This is a genomic window from Planomonospora corallina (genome assembly GCF_042650625.1).
Lineage (GTDB): Bacteria > Actinomycetota > Actinomycetes > Streptosporangiales > Streptosporangiaceae > Planomonospora_B > Planomonospora_B corallina.
In genome coordinates this window covers 27,580-45,097 of sequence record NZ_JBHSBM010000036.1, presented here as the reverse complement: position 1 = coordinate 45,097, position 17,518 = coordinate 27,580, and the positions used below count along the sequence as shown (strand labels likewise).

The following is a 17,518-nucleotide window of genomic DNA, read 5'->3' as shown; positions in this document are numbered from 1 at the left end:
GGGATCTGCTGGGTCGACCACCAGAGATCCGAGGATCACCCGGAGACGGGAGAGACCAGAGCGGCGAGGACCTCGGCGGTCTCGGCCGGCTTGGAGAACATCGGCCAGTGCCCGGTGGGCAGCTCGGCGAAGCTCCACTCCGGCCCGGCCAGGGCGGCGAAGAACGGATGTCCGGCGGCGATCATCGCGTGGACCTGCTCCAGCGGGAACGAGCACGCCACCAGGGTCTTGGGCAGCCGGTCGGCCGCGCCGGTGAGCCGCAGCGGCTGCGTCATCGTCCGGTACGGCTGGGGCGTCGCCCGCGCGGCGAAGAGCGCGCGCTCGGCCTCGCCCAGGCCCTCCAGGCTGGCCCCGGCCTTCTCCTGCTCCTCCCAGGAGATCAGTGGGTAGGCGGTCCCGCCGCCCTGCTCGGCGACGCGCCGCTCGACGAAGGCGTTCCACCCGGGCTCGTTCATGTCGAGCTGGGTCATGCCGTCGGCGAGCGGGCCGCTGTCGACGTAGACCACGCGGGCGATCCGGCCGGCGACGCGGTCGGCCGCGCCGGTCACGGGTGCGCCTGCGCCGCTGTGGGCGACGAGGATCACGTCGTGCAGGCCGGCCTGGACGATGGTGTCGACGATGTCCTGGATGTGGGTCTCCAGATCGGTCTCCGGGGTGGCCAGGTGGGCGCGGTCGCCGAGCCCGGTGAGGGTGACGGGGTGGACGTCGTGGCCCGCGGCGCGGAGGTGGGCGGCGACCTTCTCCCAGGCCCAGCCGCCGAGCCAGAAGCCGGGCACGAGGACGTAGGTGCCCTTCCGCTCCGGGGCGGGGAGGGCGGTGCCGTTCGGGCCGGTGGCGGTGGTCTCGTTCATGGTTCTCCTGCCGTTCCTTCGTCGTCTGGGTCCACTGTAGGATCGAATCCGGACAGTTCCAGTCCTGATTTCTGGGGAGTTTTCGATGACGGCCGCCCGGGTGCTGGCGTTGCTGGAGTTGCTGCAGGCCGCACCCGGTCTGACCGGGCCGGAGCTGGCGGCCCGGCTGGAGGTGGACGAGCGCACCGTGCGCCGTTACGCGGTGAGGCTGACCGATCTGGGGGTGCCGGTGGAGGCCGAGCGGGGCCGCTACGGCGGCTACCGGCTGCTGCCCGGCTACAAGCTGCCGCCGCTGATGCTCACCGACGACGAGGCGACGGCCGTGGTGCTGGGCCTGCTGGCCGGACGGCGGACCGGGCTGGCGGTGGGGGAGACGGCGACCGAGAGCGCGCTGGCGAAGATCCAGCGGGTGCTGCCGGGGGCGCTGCGCGAGCGGGTGGAGGCGGTGTCGCGGACGCTGGAGCACACCAGGGCCCCGGTCCCGTCGCCTGCGCCGAAGGCGGGGCCGCTGCTCACGCTGGCCGGTGCGGCCCGGCACGGGCGCACGGTACGGCTGGCCTACCGGTCCTGGCGGGGGGAGCCGTCGGAGCGGGACCTGGACCCCTACGGCATCGTCTTCCACTCCGGGCGGTGGTACGTCGCCGGGTTCGACCACCGCAGCGGCGAGGTGCGGACCTTCCGGGTGGACCGGGTGGCGGGCGCCGCGCGCACCGAGCGGGCCTTCGAAGTCCCGGAGGGGTTCGACGCGGCCGGGCACGTGGTGCGGTCGCTGTCGGCGGTGCCGTACCGCCACGAGGTGCGGGTGCTGCTGGAGACGACGGTGGAGCGGGCGCGGGAGCGGATCCCGGAGTCGGTCGCCTCGCTGGCGGAGACGGCCGAGGGGGTGCTGTTCGAGGCGCGGGCGGAGCGGCTGGACGGGATGGCGCGGCTGCTTGCCGGGCTGGGGTGGCCGTTCACCGTGCTCGCCCCCGGGGAGCTGCGCGAGGAGGTGGCGGCGCTGGGGAGGCGGCTGCTGGGGTGGGCCGCGCCACCGGCGCCGCCGTCTTCCCCGTCCGGGCCGCCGCCGGTCGCCACCTGAGGGCTCCTCCGGCCGCGGCCCGGGGACCATCCCTCGTGGTCCTCAGCCCGGTGCGCCGCCGGGGTGGCGGGGCGGGAGCGGGGGGATGGTCAGCCGCGGCCGGTCGGCGGGGTTGGGGGTGTGCGGCGGGTGCGCGGCCAGGCGCTCCAGGGCGATCTCGATCGCGCGGTCCAGCTGGGTGTCGATCCCGGCGGCGTAGTCCTGCGGGGTGATGTCGACCTCGATGTCGGGGTCGGTGCCGTAGTTCTCCACCCGCCAGCCCACGTCGTCGAAGGCGAAGGAGAACTCCGGCTGGGTGGTGACGGTCCCGTCGGCCAGCTGGTGCCGGGGCCAGATGCCGATCACGCCGCCCCAGGTGCGTTTGCCGATCAGCGGGCCGAGGCCGAGGAGCTTGAAGGTGTGGCTGAAGATGTCGCCGTCGGAGCCGGCCCACTCGTTGGTGACGGCGACCATCGGGCCGCGGGGCGACTCCTCCGGGTAGGGCTCGGGAGCGCCCCAGCGGGGGTGGTTGTAGCCGAGGCGGCGGCGGGAGAGCTTCTCCAGCAGCAGGGAGGAGACGTGGCCGCCGCCGTTGAAGCGGACGTCGACGACGAGGGCCTCGCGGTCGTGCTCGGTGAGGAATCCGCGGTGGAACTCGGCGTAGCCGTCCGGTCCCATGTCGGGGATGTGCAGGTAGCCGACGCGGCCGCCGCTGCGTTCGTGGCAGCGGGCGCGGTTGGCGCGGACCCAGTCGCGGTAGCGGCCCGGCTGCTCGTCGGCGATGGCCTTGACGGTGACGGTCCACCGCTGCTCGCCGCGGGCCAGGGTGAGCTGGACCTCCTGGTCGGCCTGGTTGACGAGGTGCTCGCCGGGGCCGGTCGCCGGGTCGACGGGCTGGCCGTTGACGGCCAGGACGGCGTCGCCGGGCCGCGCGTCGACGCCGAGGCGGTTGAGCGGTGAGGTGCCCTCGGGGTCCCAGCGGTCCCCGTCGACGACCCGGACGATGCGGTGGTGCTCGCCGTCGGAGGCGATGTCGGCGCCGAGCTTGCCCTGGCGGTAGTGGGGACGGGCGCGGTAGGCGCCGCCGCTCTCGTAGGCGTGGGAGGTGCCGAGTTCGCCGAGGAGCTCCCAGAGCAGATCGGAGAACTCGCCGCGGGTGGTGACGCGGTCCACCAGGGGCAGGTAACGGCGGTAGACGCCCTCCCAGTCGATGCCGGCCATGTCCTCGGCCCAGAAGTGCTCGCGCTGCAGGCGCCACGCCTCGCGGAACATCTGCCGCCACTCGGCGTCGGGGCAGACGGAGACCTTGACGCGGGACAGGTCGATCCAGCCGCTCTCGCGGCCGGGGCTCTCGTCGTCGGAGGGGCTCTCGCCGGCCTTGACGACGCGCAGCCGGGAGCCGGAGCGGTAGAGCAGGGTGGCGCCGTCGCGGCCGAGGGTGAAGGCCGACACGTCGGTGACGAGGGTCTCGTGTTCCTGCTTGGTCAGGTCGTAGGCGTGCAGGGTGCCGTCGGAGAACTCGGCGTAGTCGTCGCCGAGGGCGCCCTCGACGGGGTAGGTGAGGTAGATGACCTTGTCCTTGACGGCGGCGACGGTCTCGTAGCGGCACTCGGGGACGGGGAAGGTGGCGATCCGGTCGGGCAGGCCGTCGGTGTCGATGACGAACTCGACACCGTCGTCGCCGTCGTCGTCGCCGCTCCCGTCGTCGGAGAGCGGCCGGGGTCCGGGGACGAACGGTGAGCCGGTGCCGGCGCGCAGCGCCAGGGCGTAGAGGCGGGAGCCGAGGGGGAAGCCGAGGTCGAACTGGAGCTCGTCGTAGACGGGGTTGAAGACGCGCCGGCCGACGAAGTAGAGGTAGCGGCCGGCGGGGTCGAAGGCCGGGCAGGAGTCGTGCAGGACGGGCCGGGTGGCGGGGAAGGTCTGGCCGGTCTCGGCGCGGCAGAGCCTGATCGCGGTGGTCTGCGCGGTGTCGGGCACGGCGTAGGCGAGCCAGCGGCCGTCGGGGGACCAGGCGGGGTCCTCGACGGCGCCGAACCGGCTGGAGTCGATCACGGTGGCCTTGGCCGGGTGGACGGCCAGGTCGACCAGGAGCAGTTCGTTGCGGTGGTTGGTGATGGCGACGGTGTCGGCCTTGGGGGAGACCTCCAGCGCGGTGACGCGTCCGGTGTCGAGGTGGTCGAGCGGGACCGGCGGGGTGGCACCGTCGGCGGGCAGGATGGTGAGGATCTCCCGGTCGCGGTCGTCGCTGGCCGCGGCGATCATACGTTCGCCGTCGTTGAGCCAGGTCAGCAGGCGGTAGCGGACGCCGGAAGGGGCGCCGTGCTGCCGTACGGGCCCCTCCCAGGCGGCGAAGGAGAAGGCCTTGCCCCGGGTGGTGATGGCCAGGCCGCTGCCGTCGGGGCTGAGGGTGGCGCTGTCGAGGTAGTCGTCGGCGGGGACGAAGCGGCGGTTGCGCTGGGTGCGGGAGCTGGGCAGCGTCACCTCGACGCGGTGGGACTCGCCCCCGTCGACGAGGTAGAGGTCGCCGCCGGCGTGGTAGACGAGCCGGTGGCCGTCGCCGGAGAGGTTGCGGGCGTAGTAGTCGGTGTGGTCGGTGTGGCGGCGCAGGTCGGTGCCGTCGGCGCTGCAGGAGTAGACGTTGCCGACGCCCTCGTGGTCGGAGATGAAGTAGACGCGCTCGCCGGCCCAGCAGGGGGAGGCGAGGTTGCCGGGCAGGGTGATCAGCCGGCGGAAGGCGGTGGTGCCGATCCACAGGTCGCCGACGGTGCCGCCGCGGTAGCGCTTCCAGCGGGCGGGGTCGGCGGTGTTGCGGCCGAGCACGATCTGCGGGCCGTAGGAGATGGAGCCGGCCGGGCCGTACGGCAGGCGTTCGGGGGCGCGGCGGGGCAGGACGCGGTGGAGCCATTTCTGGCCGTGGAAGGGCTGGCCGGCGTCGCTGGCGTAGACGATGGCGCCGTCGGGGTCCCAGCCGGTGACGGTGGAGCGGGTGCCGTGGTAGGTGACGCGCCGGGCGGAGCCGCCGTCGGCGGGCATCACGTAGACCTCTTCGGGGCCCTCCTCGCGGCCGGCGAAGGCGAGCCGGTCGCCGCGCGGGGAGAAGCGGGGGTAGCCGGCCTCGGCGACTCCGGCGGTGAGGCGGAAGGCGCGTCCGCCGGTGGCGGGCACCATCCAGAGATCGTCCTCGGCGGCGAACGCGACGGCGTCACCGAAGATCGTGGGGAATCGCAGGTAGGCGGACATGGGGTTCACTCCGTGATCGGGCGGTTCGGACGTCCCGCGGCCGTCCGATCACGGAGCGGAGTCCGCCTCGGGCGGGGACGTCCCGGGTGCCCCGGCTGTCACGTGGTGTGACGGCCGGGGTCTGGGAATCGTCCCCCCGGTGGCGGGGCGTTATTCGGCGCCCTCGGGGCGTTTGCTCTCCCGCTTGGCCTGCTTGGCCTCGCGTGTGGCCTTGATGGCGGCCTTCTTCTGCTTGCCCGAGGCCTTCGTGGGCTTCTTCTTGTCTGCCATGCTTCCCCCTGATTTTTGTACTGTGATGCGCCTGATCAGCAACATCGTGGCTGTTCATACCCTTTCTAGGGATTAGTCATCCACCGGCGCCGGAAGGCGAGCCCCTCTCCCCGGAGGGGCGCGGAGGGGCAGGACGTCAGGAATCGGTCAAGGGAGTCGCCGACCCCCGGTGACCGCGAGGCCACAGGGCAAAGAAGAGGTAAATCGCAGGCCTCGGAACGGCTAATGATCTTCATGATTGGGCAGAACGTCGGCACACGCCTTGCTTCCGGGGAGGTGCGGCATGGCCTGGTCGCAAGACGAGGAGCGAATGCTGCTTCAGATCGAGCGTTACCTCATCGACGAGGACCCGCGGCTCGCCGCGCGGTTGGAGTCGTTCAACGAGCGCGTCCAGCGCCGGGAGAACGACCGCCGCCGGAGGGAGACCGGCGGGACGGCCCGATCGCGCAGACGCCCTCGCCGGTCGACGATCGTCATCCTGGTCAGCTGGATGCTGATCGTGACCCTGCTGGCGATGCTGCTCGTCATGATCCTGCAACAGGGCGCCGCCTCCGCGCTCCCGCTCTGACCGTGCTCCGGCCGGGCCGCGCCGCGGCCCGGCCGGAACGCGTCCGTCGGTGCCGGAGCCCTCTGACCGGTCTCCAGCATGGTCACGAAGACCGGTCCGTGGCCCGTCGGCTCCTCCGGGAAGGCGGGCCGCGAACTCCGGTCCTCGGCGCGCCAGCGGAACCCGGGCGCGGAGCGGAGCACGGCCCGGTGACGCTCCCGATCGGCGCGCCCCTCACCGGCGTGTACGGCGCCGCCGATCCGACCCCGTCGGGTGGCCGGGTGAGCCTGCCCGCGGGAGGCGCCGCTCTGCGCGTGTGGCGAGTGCGCTGACCACGCGCCACCGGACTCGGCCGCCTGATGGCGGTGGTCCCCGCGCTCAGCGCAGTGCGCGCAGGAACGCCGCGCCGACCGGGGCGGCGTCCGAGCCGCCGCCGGCGCCGTCCTCGACGATCACCGCGAAGGCCAGGTCGCCGTGGAACCCGATGAACCAGGCGTGGGTCTTCAGGTCGCCGGCCGGGCCGTACTCGGCGGTGCCGGTCTTGCCGCGGGTGCCCCGAGGAAGACCCGCGCCCTTGGCGGTGCCCTTGCTGACGACCGCGGCCATCATCGGGTGCAGCTTCTCGGTGACGCCCTCCGGAAGGGCCTGCGGCTCGTGCTCCTGCTCCAGCGAGGGCACCAGGGTCGGCGGGCGCCAGGTGCCGTCGGCGAGCGCGGCGGCGACCGAGGCCATCATCAGCGGGCTGGCGGTGATGCGGCCCTGCCCGAAGGACTCGGCGGCCAGCTCGGCGTCACTCTCGGCACGGGGAACGCTCCCCCCCTTGACCACGCCCGCCGGGACCCCGAGGTCGAGCTTCTTGTTGAAGCCCAGGCTCTCGGCGGTCCGCACGAGCTCGTCGGGGTTCAGCCGCTCCTTCGTCAGCGGGGCGAAGGTCGTGTTGCAGGAGTGGGCGAAGGAGTCGGAGAAGGTCACCGTGCCGTAGGCGGCGTGGTGGGAGTTGCGGATCGGCAACCCGCCGACGTTGACGTCCTTGGGACAGGTGACCCGCTCGGAGGGGTCCAGCCCGCCGGACAGGAGGCCGACGGCGGTGACGGCCTTGAAGGTGGAGCCGGGCGGGTAGGCGCCGCTCAGGGCGCGGTTGAAGCCGCCCTTGTTGTTGACGACGGCGAGGACCTCTCCGGTGGAGGGCCTGATCGCGACCAGCGAGGCGGTCTTGTCCAGGTCGCGCACGGCGTCGGCCGCGGCCTGCTGGACCCGCAGGTCCAGGCTGGTCTCCAGCGGCTCGCCCTTCTTCCCCTCGATCGTGGCGAGGGTCGTGGCGTCCTCGGACGCCTTGCCGCCGGCGGTGACGAGCCGGATCTCGGTGGCGGGCGTGCCGGCCAGGCGCTGCTCGAACCTCTCCTGCAGTCCGCCCCGGCCGATGGCCTGGCCCGTCTTGTAGGAGGGGCCGAGCCTCCCGACGTCCTTGGCGGTGGCCTTGTCCAGGAAGCCGACGAGCTGCTGGACCGATCCGCCCACCCCGGCGCCGTCGATGCGCTCGCCGCCGGCGGCGGTGACGGCCGCCCGCTGCGGCCATACGGTCTTCAGCGCGAAGGAGGCGCCCGCCGTGAGCCTGGGATGGACGGCCGAGGGGGACCAGTCGACCTTCCAGTGCCGGTCGACGACCGCCAGGCCGACGGCGCCGGAGTAGCTCCACTCACCGACGTTCTTCAGCCGCAGCGTGGCGGTGTAGGCGGCCTCGGCGGTGCCGTCCCCGGTCTCGCGCACGGCGTCGAGCCGCACCGCGGTGCTCTCCACCGCCCAGCCGGTGCGCATGGCCTCGTAGGTGCGCATGAAGGCGGGATCGGCCGTGCCCAGCTCGGCGCGCATCGCGGTCAGGTCGCCCCGCTGCCAGGCCTGGGTGAACCGCTGCGCGACCTCCTGCGGGGTGCCGCGCGTGTGCAGGTACCACCAGGCGCCGCCGCCGGCGGCGCCCGCCACCAGCGCGGCGGTCACGGTCCCGATCACGATCGTCCTGGCACGCGGCATCTGGCCACCCCCGTTCGCCGAAACTCAGCGCACCACCCTAGCGTGACCATTCCGACATATGCCGAAAAGATCAGTCTTCTGAGGTGCGGCGGGGGGCGTAGGCGGCCACGTACTCCTGGCCGGACAGCCGCTGGATCGCCGCCATGATCTCGTCGGTCACCCGGCGGCGGTCGCGGGCGCTGCTCTCCGAGCCGGTGAACGTCATCGGCTCGCCGATCCGCACCTCGACCCGGCCGAGCCGGGGCACCGTGGCGCCGATCGGCAGCACCCGGTCGGTGCCGGCCATGGCGACCGGGAGCACCGGCGCCCCGGTGGCCAGCGCCAGCCAGGCGACGCCGATCTTGCCCCGGTAGAGGCGGCCGTCGGGGGAGCGGGTGCCCTCGGGGTAGATGCCGAACAACCCGCCGTCCTTGAGCACCCGGGCGGCGGCGTCGAGCATGTCCTGCGCCGCGGTGGGGCTCTGCCGGTCGATGGCGATCTGGCCGGTGGCCCGCATCCAGGCGGCGGTGACGGGGTTGCCGGTGAAGTACTCCTGCTTGGCGACGAAGCGCACCTGGCGGGGGACGACCAGTGGCAGGAACGTCGAGTCGAGGACCGACAGGTGGTTGGAGGCCAGGATGGCCGGGCCCGTGACGGGAACGTGCTCGACCCCGGTGGCCCGGGTGGGCCAGAGCAGGTGAAGGAAAGGGGCGCTGACGATCTTGGCCAGACGGTAGAGCACGGACTCTCCTCACGGTGCGGGAACACCACACTAGGTGGTGTCCCGGTGACCGGGAGGTGTGGACACCCGCACAAGCGGAACCTTGGTGTTTGTAGATCATCGCCAACGGGTGTGCCGTCTGGCGGGCATCGGGGCGGCAGGCGGGGGCAAAGAAGAAGCCCCACGGGTGCGGGGCACCCGTGGGGCGGAACGTTTAGTGCCGATGTGGCGGTCGCCTCCTCGGCGAGAGGCACAACACGGCTCCAGCCGAACGGTATTCCGTGAAGGCGGTAATTTGCGGCCCGGGGGACACAAACCACATCGGCACGAAGACTCTAACGGACGTGGGGCGGTGGTTATTCCACTTCCCCGTTACCGGTGCGCCGGATGCGGACGCGGGCCCCACCCGGGGAGCGGGCACGCGGCGCTCCGGGCGCGGGTTCAGCCGGCCGGTGACGCCGCGGAGGGCAGGGAGGCGGGCAGGCGGACGGTGAGCACGGTGCCGCCGCCCTCGCGGGGGGCGGCGGTGATGACGCCGCCGTGGGCCTCGACGATCGCCTTGGTGATGGCCAGGCCCAGCCCGGTGCCCTTGATGCCGGCCTCCTGCGCGGTGGAGGCGCGGAAGAACCGGGTGAACAGCAGCGGGTACTGCTCGGGCGGGATGCCGATGCCGGTGTCGGCCACGGTGACGACGGCGGTCCCTTCCCCCTCCTCGTCGGCGCCGATGCCGACGGTGACGGCGCCGCCCTCAGGGGTGTACTTGATCGCGTTGGAGAGCAGGTTGTCCAGCACCTGGCGGAGCCGTAGCGGGTCGGCGTTCACCGGCAGCTGCAGGTCCAGATCGGCGACGAGGTCCAGATGGCCGGACTCGGCCGCCGCCCGGTGGTCGTCGACGGCCTGGCGCACCAGGCGGGTCAGGGAGATCGGGCGGGGGTCGATGGTGATGTGCCCGGCGTCGAGCCGGGCCAGGTCCAGCAGGTCGTCGACCAGGCGCAGCAGGTGGGCGCTGGTGCGGTCGATGATGCCGGCGAACGTGCGCTGGGTTTCGGTCAGGCCGGGGGTGTCCACGAGCATCTCCACGTAGCCGCGGATCGCGCCGATCGGGTTGCGCAGCTCGTGGCTGACCAGGGCGACCAGTTCGTCCTTCATCCGGTCGTGCTCCTCGGCCAGCCGGTGGTGCTCGGTCACGTCGGTGGAGATGCCGTCGGCGAAGAGACGGCCGCCCTCGCGGCGCGGGGTGCTGCGGATCCAGATCCAGCGCACGACGCCGTCCAGGCCGACGAAGCGGCACTCGATCTGCGCGTTCTCCCCGGAGCGGACCCTGGAGTCGAAGGCGGTGTAGGCCTCCCGGTCGTCGGGGTGGATCTGCTGGAGCAGCAGTCCGGAGATGTCGGAGTCGTCGGGGACCGGGTCGCCGAAGATCCCCGCGGCGCGCTGGCTCTGGTACACCGAGCGGGTCCGGCCGTCCGGGAGGATCTCGATGGTCCACACGTTGTCGTCGATCTGGGAGACGACCTGGTCGAAATGGCGGCGGCTGGCGGCCAGCGCCAGGGCGAGCTCCTCGGCACGGCGGCGCTCGAGGTAGCGGCCGACGTGTGCGCAGACGCCGTCGAGCATGGCGACCAGGTCGTCGTCGGGCTCCTGGACGGCGTCACTGCAGAAGATCAGCACACCCAGCACCTGGTCGCCGCTGCGGACCGGCAGGGCGACGGCCGTGCGCAGGCCCGCCCGCAGCGCGTCCTGCCGGCGGGCGAAGGGGCGGGGGTCGGCGCCCAGGTCGCTGATCCAGGTCGCCCTGCCGGTGGCCCACACCAGTCCGGCCAGTCCCTGTCCCGGCTGGACCCTCATCTCGGGGTCGCAGGTGAAGGACAGCCCGGGCCGGCCCCAGGAGCCGACGCACGTCAGGTGGTTCTGCGTGGAGCCGATCTGCCAGTATTCGCCGTAGGACCAGTCCAGGGCCCGGACGACCGCGGTGAGCACCCCCGCGGAGACCTGCTCGCTGCCGGCCGCCTCGGCCAGCACCTGCGCCACCGCGTGCTGGGCGTCGCGCAGCACCTGGGCGCGGTGCTGGTCGGTGATGTCGTGCAGGGCGGACACCGCGCCCAGGCGGCGCCCGTCGGGGGTGGCGATGGGGCGGCTGTTGACCACGCACCGGCGTGTCCCGGCCCCGGGCGGGCGGATCACCAGGTGCTGCCCCTCGATCTGCTCTCCGGCGAACGCCCGCGCCAGCGGGGTCTGCTCCGGCCGGAGCGGGGTGCGGCCGTCCGGGGCGAACAGGTGACGGCTGTGCGGTCCGTGGAGGTCCTCCGCCGCGGACTCGGCCGGGAACCGGTGGAGCTGGCGGGCCGCCTGGTTGACCAGTGTCAGCCGGCCATCGGTGTCGCAGGCCATCACCCCCACCTGCAGACTGTCGAGCAGGGTCTGCAGGAACGTGCGCTCCTCCTCCAGTTGCCGCCGGGCCGCGTGCCGTTCGCTGATGTCGTGCACGAACGCGTGGATGGCCGGGGCGCCGTGCTCGTCGTCGACCTGCAACGCCATCTCTATGGGGAACTCCCGGCCGCCGCGGTCGGTGACGGTCAGCTCCAGGCGGTGGTCGGGCAGCACCGCGGGGCCGTGCTCGAGCAGGTAGGCCAGGCCCTCGCCGTAGCGGGCGCGCAGGGAGGGCGGGGCGAGCAGATCGGTGACCCGGCGGCCGACGGCCTCTTCGGCGGGCCAGCCGAACAGCCGCTCGGCCGCGGCGTTCCACGCCCGGATCGTCCCGGCGGCGTCGAGTGAGATGAACGCGTCGCGGGCGCGCTCCAGAATCGCCTGCAGCGCCTTGGCGTCCCCGAGATGTCCGACCGTCCCCATGCCCGCCCCCCGGACCTGCGTGTTCCCCTGCACCGCAATCTATGTCACGGTATGCGCCCGTCCCGCTCCGGTACGCGGCAGGGGACGGGGAACGGGCAGGCGGGCGGACGGGGGAGGGGGGCTCCGCGCCGGGATGTCAGGACGGCGCGGTGACGTCCCCGGGGCCGCTCGGCACGGGACTCGCCCGGACCCGATGGGTTTCGAGGAGTGATGCCTGGACCTAGGCTGGCGGAATGGAACTGGCCGAGATCCGTAGCTATCCGGTTAAGTCGGTTTCTGAGCGAGTTGTTGATTCGGCGGTCGTGGAGCCGTGGGGACTGGCGAGGACCGCCGCTGGGCCGTGGTGGACGAATCGGGCGACCTGCACTGGGCAGGGGGGAATCCGCGGCTGCTCTCCGTCGCGGCCACCCCCACCGCCGAAGGCGGCCTCCTGCTCGAGGCCCCTGGTCTGCCGCGGCTGAAGGTCCCCCCGGCCACCGGTGAGCACGTCCCCGCCCACTTCGTGGAGGTGGACACGGTGGTCCTCGCCCATCCGGAGGCCCATGCCTGGTTCGCCCGCTTACTGGGGAAACCCGCCCGCCTCGTCTGGCTCGACGACCCCCGCCGCTGCGCCGCGCCCGCCTCCCACGGCGGTCTGCCCGGCGACGTCGTCAGCCTGGCCGGGGACGCCCTCTTCCTGCTCACCTCACGTTCCTCCCTCCGCCGGCTCGACGACTGGATCGCCGAGGGCGCCCTCGAACGTCAGGAGGAGGTCCCCGCCCCGCTCGACATGGCCCGCTTCCGCCCCGACCTCGTCGTGGACGGCTTCGCCCCCTACGCCGAGGACACCTGGCGCGAGATCCGCATCGGCGCCCTCCGTTTCCGCATGTCCGAACTCTGCGACCGCTGCGCCGTGACCACCTACGACCCCACCGCCTTCGAGAAGGGCAGGGAGCCCCTCAGCACCCTGGCCCGCCACCGCCGCTGGGGCGGCAAGACCTGGTTCGGCGTGCGCTTCGTCCCCCGTGACCACGGTGAGATCCGGGTCGGCGACCCGGTGACCGTCCTCGCCACCGAGCACTGACCCGCCGGCCCGGTCTTCTCCGCGCCTCCACGCCTGACGGCCACCCCGGCCCGGGAGGCATGGGGCTCATCCCCGGCCGGGGCCACGCTCGGGAGAAGGCGCTCTCACCTTGCCGCCGGCCGCCCGAATATTGTTCTATGAGCGCCATGACCGAGGCCTTCTACCTGCCCGCCGGCGACGACGTGTACGAGCCGACCCGCGCGACCGAGAGCCCCTGGGACCGCCGGGCCCAGCACGGCGGGCCTCCCACGGCGCTGCTGGCGCACGCGATCGACGCCACGGCGGGGCCGGGCCTGCGCCTGGCCCGGATCTCCGTGGACTTCCTCGGCCCGATACCGCGCCGCCCGGTCCGCGTCGAGGTCTCCCAGATCCGGCCGGGCCGGCAGGTCAGCCTGTCGGAGGCATGCCTGGTCGCCGACGGCCGCGCCGTGGTGGCCGCCCGCGCCTGGCACATCGCGACCGGCCCCGAGCCGCCCGCCGAGGGCGAGCCTTTCGCGCCGCCACCGCCGCCGGACGAGGCCGTCCCGTTCGGCTTCCCCGGCCTGACCGGCTGGGGGTACGGCGAGGCCGTCGAGTGGCGGTTCACCGGCGGTGGTCACGGCGCCGGGGGCACGGCGCGGGTGTGGACGCGGGTGCGCCTGCCGCTGATCGCGGGGGAGAAGCCCACCGGCCTGGCCCGGGCGCTGATCGTCGCCGACTCGGCCAACGGGCTCTCCCTGGCCCTGCCGATGGAGGAGTGGCTGTCCATCCCGCCGACCATGACCACCACCCTGCTGCGGATGCCCGAGGGCGAGTGGGTGCACATGGACTGCCGTACCCGCCTGTCGCCGGACGGGCTGGGGCTGGCGCAGGCCACGCTGAGCGACCCCGACGGCTATCTGGGGGAGGTCGCCCAGCCGCTGCTGGTCCGCCGCCGGTGAGACCCGGCCGCCCACGCCGCCCCACCGCGACGGACCACCACCGGCCGACGGCGCTGATGCCGGGGCTGTCACCTCACAGGGGCCGGGCGGCCGGGAGGGCGATCCGGTCGACGGCCTCGCGGCGGCGGCGCTCGGGGCGGCGGTCGTACCGTGCTGTGGTGGCGGGGGAGGCGTGGCCGACGAGGGCCTGGGCGGTGGCCAGGTCCACGCCCGCGTCGAGCAACTCGCCGATGAAGGTGCGCCGGAAGTCGTGGGGGGTGCGCGGCGCGGCTCCGGCCTGCGCCAGCCGCCGGGCCAGGATGTCGGCGACGGCCTGGCCCGTCATGGCGGCGGGCCCGCCGTCGCGCAGGCGCAGGGACCCGGACCTGGCGATGGGGCAGAACAGGGCGCCGTCGGCGCGCCCGCGGAGCGCCAGCCACCGCTCCAGCCGGCCGACGGCCTGGGCGGTCAGGTAGACCAGACGTTCCTTGTCGCGTTTGCCGCGCACCCGCAGGGAGCGGGCGGCCGGGTCGTAGTCGGCCAGGGCCAGCCCGGCGATCTCCGCGCGGCGGCAGCCGGTGGAGTACAGCACCGCCAGCAGGGCGGCGTCGCGGAGCCCGGCGGGGGAGTCGTCGGCCTCGCAGGCGGCCAGGGCGGCGCCCACGACCTCCGCGGGGACGTGCTGCCCGGCGGGCAGGCGGGTGTGCTCGAGGGCCGGCAGGTCGCTGGCGCGCTGGTACTCCTCGGCGGTCATCCGCCCGAGCCGCCACGCCTCGCGCAGCACGCGGCGGAGCGCGACGAGGTGCTTGTTGACGTAGGCGGGGGACCAGCCGCGTTCGGTCATGAGGGTGCGCAGCCGCACGGTGTGCTCGTAGCGGAGCAGATGCCAGGGCTGACCGGCGCCGGAGGCGTTCTCGTCGCCTGAGATGAGGGCGGCCAGGCGGTCCAGGCAGCCGCGCATGGCACGCCGGGACTCGGCGCTGGCCAGGGAGGCGAGGTAGACGTGGTAGGGATCGCGCACGGCCTCGACCGCGGGGGCGGCCGAGGCGGCGGGTACGGCCGGCACACTCATCGAGGTGATCCTATCCTCCCTTATGAATCTACATTGTAAAGGCGATAGAAAGACGCAAAAACGATCTTGAAATCAACTCCAACCGCCCCAACGGAAAGAACCTCGCGGGCATCGTCGCGGTTTTTAGCGAGATCGGCGCAAAATCTCCTCGGAACACTCGCGCCGCCTCTCTCAACAAGAGGTAAACGGTTTCTTACAGTGGGGCGGCCGACACAGGAGGCCTCCGGCGCTCCCGCCGGACGGTCCCGTGTCCGTTCCCCTGGAGCCGCCATGAGACGCCCGATCCGTCCGGCCGTACCGTCCTTCGCCGCCGGCCTGGTCCCCGGAGGGCGAGGCCCGGGCCGTTCCGGTTCCGGGCGGGGACGCCGGTGGGTGTGCAGGGCGCTGGCGCTGTCCGTGGTCACCGCGGTGGTGGCGGCGTCCGGGCCGGCCGGCGGCGTCGAGCGGGCCGAGGCGGTCGCCGGGGTGGACTCCGTGATGGACGCCGGGGTGGACGCGCGGGTGCCGCGGGCGGTGTGCGGTCCCGGGTCCGCGCCGGAGACGGGTCTGCAGGGGCAGGTTCCGCTGGCCGATCGCAGGAGCGGGCGGAGTGAGCGGGGGTACCGGTGCAATCTGGAGCTGGTCGGCCGGTACCAGGGGGAGGGGCAGGGGACGGTCGGGGCGTCCTACGGCACGTGCCAGTATCTGGGGACGATTCTGCCGAGTGCGGTGACGGCGAGGCGGCCGGGGGTCAATGTGGTCGACATGTCGGATCCGCGTCGGCCGCGGTTGTCGGGTTCGCTGGTCAGTCCGGCGACGCTCGGTGGGACGTGGGAGACGTTGAAGGTCCATGAGGGTCGTGGGCTGCTGGCGGCGGTGTCGGTCGGTGCTCTGAGTGGCGGGTTCTTCGTGTCGGTCTATGACGTGAAGACGGATTGCGCCCGTCCTCGGCTGCTCAACGGGGTCAAGGGGACGAAGTTCACGATGCCGGGTCTGTTCCCGGGTCATGAGGCGGCATGGTCACCGGATGGGCGTACCTATTGGACGACGGGGACGGTGGGCGGCACCATCGCGGCGCTGGACATGTCGGATCCGCGTAAGCCGAAGGTGCTCTACAACGGGATCATCGGGCTGACCAATCATGGTCTGGGTGTGAGCCGTGACGGTGACCGGATCTATGTGGCGAACATTCCCACGGGGATCATCGTCTTCGATTCCAGTGACGTCCAGCGTCGCAGGAGGAATCCGCAGTTGCGGCGTGTCTCCGAGGTGAAGTGGTCCGACGGCCTGGTCACGCAGCACGCGGTTCCGTTCACGCGGCGGGGGCGGCCGTACCTGGTGGTGGTGGACGAGCTGGGTTCGGGTGGGGTGCGGATCCTGGACATCTCCGATGAGCGGCGGCCGGTGACGGTGCGGAAGCTGAAGCTGGAGATCAACCGGCCGGAGCATCTGAGGCGGCGGCAGGCGGACACCGCCAGGAACGGGATCTTCGGTTATGACTCGCATTACTGCAGTGTGGATCGGGTGGTCGATCCCACGGCGCTGGCGTGCGGTTGGACGCAGTCGGGGATCCGGGTGTTCGACATCCGTGATCTGAGGAGGCCGCGTGAGATCGCGTATTTCAATCCGCCGGCGCAGGTCGGTGAGCGGGAGCGGCTGCGGAACTCGGCGCATGCGTTCGTGCCGTTCGGGGCGTCGTTCACGGATCTGCCGTACGGGCCGGTCGACGGTCCGCCGCTGTACACGGGGCCGATGGACATGACGGCGGACTGGTGTATGTCGCCGCCGCGGTTCGACGGTGGCCGGTTGTGGGTGTCGTGTGACGACAACGGGGCGCTGCTGCTGCGGTTCGCCAACGGCGTCTATCCGCTGCGGTGAGCGGGCGGCCGGTCGCCGGGCGGGTGTTCTCGGCTGTCGCGTTCGTGCTGGTGGGGGTCGGGTTGGGGGTGTGGCTGCCGGAGGGTGGGCCGTCGCCGGGTGTGTCGCGGGTGGTGGCGGGGGGTGCGGTCGATGTGGGGTTCGCCCAGGACATGGTGGTGCACCATCAGCAGGCGGTGACGATGGCTCAGGTGGTGCGGGGCCGGGTGGGTCCGTCGGTGGCGGGGGTGGCGTCGGCGATGGAGCTCAATCAGGTCAGGGAGATCGGGGTGATGCAGGGGTGGCTGGCGCTGTGGGGTGCTCCGCAGGTGCCGTCGGGTGCGGCGATGACGTGGATGGGGGGTCGTCACAAGGATCACAAGGATCACGGGGATCACGGGGGTCACGGAGGTGGGGTGATGCCGGGGATGGCGTCGCAGGAGGAGATCGGCCGGCTGGGGGAGGGTGAGGGGGAGGAGGTGGAGGTGTGGTTTCTGAAGCTGATGATCCGTCACCATGAGGGGGGGTTGGTGATGGCGGCGGAGGCGGCTCGTCGTGCAGGGCATCCGCAGGTGCGTGCTCTGGCGCTGGTGATGGCCGCCGAGCAGCGTGAGGAGATCGCGGTGATGGGTGGTCTGCTGGCTGCTCTGGGGCATGGGCCGCTGCCGTCGCCGGTCGGTGGGTGAGGTCTGGGGGGGCGGGCTTCCGTGATGGCATCCGCCTGTGGCCGGTGTCGGTCGGCGGTCTGTCCTGGTGGTCGCCCGTCACCTGCCGCTCGTCGCCTGCTGTTCGTTGTCGGCCGTCGGTTCTGCCTGGCGAGGTGGGTGGTGGGGCGCGTCTCGTGTTTTCAGAGCCATTAGGGCGGATTGGCTGTTTTTTCTGGTGGGGCGGGGGCCGATGATGGCCGCATGATCTCTGTGGGGGCTGTGGCCGGGGTCGCGCTGGTGTCGTTGGGGATGGTGCTGACGCCTGGGCCGAACATGATCTACCTGGTGTCGCGTTCTGTGACGCAGGGGCGGCGGGCGGGGCTGGTCTCGCTGGCGGGCGTGGCGGCCGGTTTCGTGGTCTACCTGGTGGCGGTGGTGACCGGGATCACGGCGGTGTT

The 17,518-nt window shown here is 72.7% G+C and carries 13 protein-coding genes; 7 read left to right on the top strand and 6 right to left on the bottom strand.

The genetic code is table 11. The annotated features are described in order from the left end of the window. Positions 1-35: 35 nt before the first annotated feature. On the bottom strand, positions 36-851 hold the full coding sequence (locus tag ACFOWE_RS26105; RefSeq protein ID WP_377292304.1) for an alpha/beta fold hydrolase: 816 nt from the start codon (positions 849-851) through the stop codon (positions 36-38). Positions 852-936: 85 nt separating this feature from the next. On the opposite strand from ACFOWE_RS26105, the gene ACFOWE_RS26100 reads away from it, so the two are divergent. After that, positions 937-1,929, top strand: a complete 993-nt coding sequence (locus tag ACFOWE_RS26100) for a helix-turn-helix transcriptional regulator (protein ID WP_377292302.1) — start codon at positions 937-939, stop codon at positions 1,927-1,929. 42 nt (positions 1,930-1,971) lie between these two features. Here ACFOWE_RS26100 and ACFOWE_RS26095 read toward each other — a convergent pair whose 3' ends face one another. Continuing rightward, a complete protein-coding gene (locus ACFOWE_RS26095; protein WP_377292300.1) occupies positions 1,972-5,148 on the bottom strand; it encodes a S41 family peptidase in 3,177 nt (1,058 codons plus the stop codon). A 553-nt stretch (positions 5,149-5,701) separates the two neighbouring features. Here ACFOWE_RS26095 and ACFOWE_RS26090 point away from each other — a divergent pair. Next, complete coding sequence (locus ACFOWE_RS26090) at positions 5,702-5,986, top strand: DUF3040 domain-containing protein (RefSeq protein WP_377292298.1); 285 nt, start codon at positions 5,702-5,704, stop codon at positions 5,984-5,986. Positions 5,987-6,343: 357 nt separating this feature from the next. Here ACFOWE_RS26090 and ACFOWE_RS26085 read toward each other — a convergent pair whose 3' ends face one another. The 3 genes from ACFOWE_RS26085 to ACFOWE_RS26075 all read right to left on the bottom strand — a co-directional run bounded on the left by ACFOWE_RS26085 (position 6,344) and on the right by ACFOWE_RS26075 (position 11,543). Continuing rightward, a complete protein-coding gene (locus tag ACFOWE_RS26085; protein ID WP_377292296.1) occupies positions 6,344-7,993 on the bottom strand; it encodes a penicillin-binding transpeptidase domain-containing protein in 1,650 nt (549 codons plus the stop codon). Between the two features lie 70 nt (positions 7,994-8,063). Next, the gene (locus tag ACFOWE_RS26080) at positions 8,064-8,714 is read right to left on the bottom strand and encodes a lysophospholipid acyltransferase family protein (protein WP_377292294.1); all 651 of its coding nucleotides are present in this window, start codon (positions 8,712-8,714) and stop codon (positions 8,064-8,066) included. 420 nt (positions 8,715-9,134) lie between these two features. Then, the gene (locus ACFOWE_RS26075; protein WP_377292292.1) at positions 9,135-11,543 is read right to left on the bottom strand and encodes a PAS domain S-box protein; all 2,409 of its coding nucleotides are present in this window, start codon (positions 11,541-11,543) and stop codon (positions 9,135-9,137) included. 310 nt (positions 11,544-11,853) lie between these two features. Here ACFOWE_RS26075 and ACFOWE_RS26070 point away from each other — a divergent pair, with 310 nt between their 5' ends. Both ACFOWE_RS26070 and ACFOWE_RS26065 read left to right on the top strand, forming a co-directional pair. After that, positions 11,854-12,606 carry an MOSC domain-containing protein gene (locus ACFOWE_RS26070; protein WP_377292290.1) on the top strand — a complete coding sequence of 251 codons (753 nt, stop codon included), beginning with the start codon at positions 11,854-11,856 and terminating at the stop codon, positions 12,604-12,606. A 137-nt stretch (positions 12,607-12,743) separates the two neighbouring features. Continuing rightward, the gene (locus tag ACFOWE_RS26065) at positions 12,744-13,526 is read left to right on the top strand and encodes a thioesterase family protein (protein ID WP_377292288.1); all 783 of its coding nucleotides are present in this window, start codon (positions 12,744-12,746) and stop codon (positions 13,524-13,526) included. Between the two features lie 73 nt (positions 13,527-13,599). Here ACFOWE_RS26065 and ACFOWE_RS26060 read toward each other — a convergent pair whose 3' ends face one another. After that, positions 13,600-14,577, bottom strand: coding sequence for a tyrosine-type recombinase/integrase (locus ACFOWE_RS26060; RefSeq protein ID WP_377292286.1), 978 nt, complete (start codon positions 14,575-14,577; stop codon positions 13,600-13,602). 372 nt (positions 14,578-14,949) lie between these two features. Here ACFOWE_RS26060 and ACFOWE_RS26055 point away from each other — a divergent pair, with 372 nt between their 5' ends. The 3 genes from ACFOWE_RS26055 to ACFOWE_RS26045 all read left to right on the top strand — a co-directional run. Further along, positions 14,950-16,434: an LVIVD repeat-containing protein gene (locus ACFOWE_RS26055; protein WP_377292284.1), complete on the top strand. Its 1,485-nt coding sequence runs from the start codon at positions 14,950-14,952 to the stop codon at positions 16,432-16,434. Continuing rightward, entirely contained in the window at positions 16,431-17,099 is a 669-nt protein-coding gene (locus tag ACFOWE_RS26050) for a DUF305 domain-containing protein (RefSeq protein WP_377292282.1), read from the top strand. The genes ACFOWE_RS26055 and ACFOWE_RS26050 overlap by 4 nt, the downstream gene beginning before the upstream one ends. 222 nt (positions 17,100-17,321) lie before the next feature. Next, the coding region (locus ACFOWE_RS26045; protein WP_377292280.1) for a LysE family transporter at positions 17,322-17,518 on the top strand (197 nt) is incomplete at its 3' end.